4 protein-coding genes are annotated in these 3,746 nt (G+C 44.0%); 3 read left to right on the forward strand and 1 reads right to left on the reverse strand.

The genetic code is table 11. From position 1 onward, the window contains the following. The first annotated feature begins 71 nt into the window (after positions 1-71). Genes Q0236_RS04315 through Q0236_RS04325 form a run of 3 tightly spaced genes read left to right on the forward strand, consistent with a single transcriptional unit; the run spans position 72 to position 1,350 of the window. Complete coding sequence (locus Q0236_RS04315; RefSeq protein ID WP_297915458.1) at positions 72-542, forward strand: hypothetical protein; 471 nt, start codon at positions 72-74, stop codon at positions 540-542. A gap of 9 nt (positions 543-551) precedes the next feature. Beyond that, entirely contained in the window at positions 552-965 is a 414-nt protein-coding gene (locus Q0236_RS04320) for a hypothetical protein (protein WP_297915460.1), read from the forward strand. Between the two features lie 10 nt (positions 966-975). Then, a complete protein-coding gene (locus tag Q0236_RS04325) occupies positions 976-1,350 on the forward strand; it encodes a hypothetical protein (protein ID WP_297915462.1) in 375 nt (124 codons plus the stop codon). Between the two features lie 65 nt (positions 1,351-1,415). On the opposite strand, the gene Q0236_RS04330 is transcribed toward Q0236_RS04325, so the two are convergent. Continuing rightward, positions 1,416-2,882, reverse strand: coding sequence for an aldehyde dehydrogenase family protein (locus Q0236_RS04330; protein ID WP_297915464.1), 1,467 nt, complete (start codon positions 2,880-2,882; stop codon positions 1,416-1,418). Between the last annotated feature and the right edge of the window lie 864 nt (positions 2,883-3,746).

Here is a 3,746-nt window from a genome sequence, read left to right on the forward strand (position 1 = left end):
ATTTTGAAAAATTAAAAATTTTAATGAGTGATAAAAATATCGAATATAGGGATTTTATCTGAGGAGCAAAAATGAGCGATACGAAACCGGACGAACCGCTGCTAATCATAAAAAGGGCGAGGCGTTTTTACGGACCTTTTTATACGATAGTTAAAATTTTACAATTTTATATCGCCATTGTTTTTATAATGCTTGACAAGCCTTATGCGCCTATCGTAGGCTGGGTGATGCTGATCGGGCTTTTTTACGCAGAGATTATCCCGAATTGTTTTAAATTTATTGCATGTTACGATGATCGTATGGTCGTGAGATATTTTTTCTGGCAAAGAGATATTCCATTTGATGAAATCAAGTATTTTTGGATATTTACATATTTTTTAGGGCACAATAAATTTTTTATTAAACTCAAATTTAGCTTTAAAAATTTGGTACTAAATATTTGCTCGATAGTTATACCGATGGATTATATAACAAAAGAAGATTTTGAAAAATTAAAAATTTTAATGAGCGATAAAAATATCGAATACAGGGATTTTATCTGAGGAGCGAAAATGTGTTGCGACCGTAGTTATCAAACTATAAAAACAGGCGGATTTTTTAATTTCGCCATGAAATTTCTTGTTGCAATATTTTTTGCGATTGTTCTATTCGGCTGCGACGGTAATGAATGCCGCAACGAATACAATAATAAGGCGTTTTCTATTATAACTGATAATTTAAAGGATAAGGAAAATAGAGATTGGACGTGCGGGTCTATTGACAACCATGAATACTTTATAAATTTTTACGGACCTAGCAACGATGATTTAGAAACTTTATTAAAGAATGTAGCAGAAGCGGCACAAATTCCAAATGTCAAAATTACTATATCGGTTTATGAGAGATATTGGAAATGGGGCAGCAAAACTCCGCCACCATTTAGCAAGAATATATTAACCGTAAAATTAGACACAAAATCAAATTAAGGAAAATGAAATGCTGAAATTTACAAAGTGTTTCTTTTTGATAGTCGCCGCATTTATATTATTCGGCTGCGACGGTAGGGAATGTCGGAATCAGTATAACGACAAAGCAGAAGAAATAATATTTGAAGGAATAAGAGATTTAAATCATCTAGGCGGTTCTTGGTCTTGTGGAAAAATTACCGATAGATATGAGAGCATAGTAAACATTTATGGCGCTAGAGATGATGATATAAAGTTGCTCTTAAATAATTTTTCAAAAGCTACCGACATACCAAATGTTAAAATCACGATAAATGTTTATAAAGGCATAAGGTTGGCAAATAAAAATTTACTGCCAAATGATGAGCCTATATTAATCTTAAAATTAAATACGCAATTCAAATAAAGCAAAATAAAATTTCGGGCGGCGCAAACCGCCCGAAACGTAGCCCGAGGTACCGCGCTAAGCCCTTACTGCTCGTAAAAGCCGCTCGGTTTAGAGATCGTGTCGATGTAGATGTTTTTGGTCTGGGTGTAGTGATCCAGGATCATCTTGTGCGTCTCGCGACCGATGCCCGATTCTTTGTAGCCGCCAAACGGCGCGCCGGCGTGGATCTGGTTGTAGGTATTGACCCACACGCGACCCGTCTCAAGCAGGCGTGCGACCGTGAGCGCCTTTGCGATGTCGCGCGTAAATACTGCGCCGCCTAGCCCATAGAGGCTGTCGTTTGCCATGCGGACGAGCTCGTCTTGATCTTTAAATTTAATCACGACGCCCACAGGACCGAAGATCTCCTCCTGCGCCACGCGCATATCGTTGCGTACGTCCACGAGTAGCGTAGGCTCGACGAAAGCCTCTCCCGCGCTATGTCGCTTGCCGCCCACGGCGATCTTAGCGCCCTCCTCTACGCCGATTTTTACGTACTCTAAAATTTTATCGGCTTGCTTTTTGTTGATCTGGCATCCCATCTGGGTGTTCGGATCGAGCGGATCGCCCACCTTGATGCGCTTAAATTTCTCCACGAGCGCCGGTACGAATTTATCGTAAATGCCCTCCTGCACAAAAATTCTACTTCCCGCGCAGCAGACCTGGCCTTGGTTGAAAAGGATCCCTAGCTGCACGCCGTCGATCGCAACGTCGAAGTCGCAATCATCAAAGATGATGTTCGCGCTCTTGCCGCCAAGCTCAAGCGTAGCGGGGATGATCTTTTGCGCCGCGGCTAGCGCGATGCCTCTGCCGACCTCGGTAGAGCCCGTGAATGCGAGCTTATCAAGCCCTTTGTGAGTGCGGACGAACTCGCCTGCCTTGCTTCCCTTGCCGGTTACGACGTTGATGACGCCCTTTGGAAGTAGCGGCGCGATTAGGCGGATGAACTCCAAAATGCTAAGGCTGGTCTCGGAGCTTGGCTTAAATACGCACGTATCGCCCGCAGCAATCAGCGGAGCGAGCTTCCACGCGCCCATCAAAAACGGGAAATTCCACGGCACGATCTGTCCTACTACGCCGATCGGCTCGCGCAAGACGACGGATAGATAGCGCTCTTTTAGCATATTCGCGCTGCCCTCCTCGCCCAAAATCACGCCCGCAAAATAGCGGAAATGCTCGATCGACCACGCTACGTCGACCGCGCGCGTCTCGCGGATCGGCTTGCCGTTGTCGATAGTCTCTACGGTGGCGATGAACTCGGCGTTTTGCTCTAGGACGTCGGCGATCTTATTTAGCAGCGCGCTGCGCTCATAAACGCTAGTGCGGCGGAAGCTCTCAAACGCCTTGCGGGCCGCGGCGACCGCTCTATCGACGTCCGCCTTGCTAGCATCTGCGATCTTTGAAATTTTCTCGCCGGTAGCGGGATTAAAAACGTCTAGGCTCGCGCCGCCTTCGGCACCCACAAACTCGCCGTCGATGAAAAGCTTATAGCTTGGTTGGATTGTAGCCATGCTTACTCCTTTGTGAAATATGACATTCGCTATTATATATCCGCGGCGATTAATGCGGCATAAATTTCGGAGCGAAAATCGGTTAAAATTTCGTAGTGTGTAAATTTGAGGAGCAGTACGATGCGAGCGAAATTTTAAAATTTAATCTGAGCGAGCGACAGCGGAGGGTTTGAGGAGTTTTGAATCCGCGTGAAATTTAAGCCCTCGCGAGCGGCGAAATTTCAAAAGGTAACGTTTATGAAACGAGAGCGGAAATTTGGCTGCGATAAAATTTCAGAATTCGGCTTTGCTAAATTTTAAAATTCGGTTGCGTTGAAATTTTAAAATTTGGCTCCGCCGGAATTTTGAATTCGGCTTCGTTAAAATTTTAAAATTTTGCGAGGTAAAATTTCTAAAAGGTTTTGCGGAATAAACTTCTAAAACCATCTTTTGCGGAGCGGGCGAGCGGTTTAAATTTACGGGGCACAGTGGGCGGATCTGCGATTGTATTTCAAACTATAGTCTGCCGATAAAATTTTAAAATTTTGCGGGATAAAATTTCATAATTCGGCTTCATTGGAGTTTTGAATCGGGCTTCGTTAAAATTTTAAAATTTAGTCTGGTTGAAAATTTTAAAATTTTGTGAAGTAAAATTTCAAAAATACTTTTCGGAATAAAATTTCTACAACTGTCTTTCGCGCAAGCTTTGCGAGCCCATAACGCTTACTCGTAAGGCTCCGCTTGGTACGGACGACATCCGAGCAAGACGAAAGTGCGGCGCCGAAAGCGGCCGCAGCTGTTTTGCAAAAAAAACAGATACAGGCCGCACAATCCGCTCCGCTCGCAGCTTCTTGGGCACAGAGAGCGTAACCACTCTGGCGTGCA

It is taken from the genome of uncultured Campylobacter sp. (assembly GCF_938031315.1).
Lineage (GTDB): Bacteria > Campylobacterota > Campylobacteria > Campylobacterales > Campylobacteraceae > Campylobacter_B.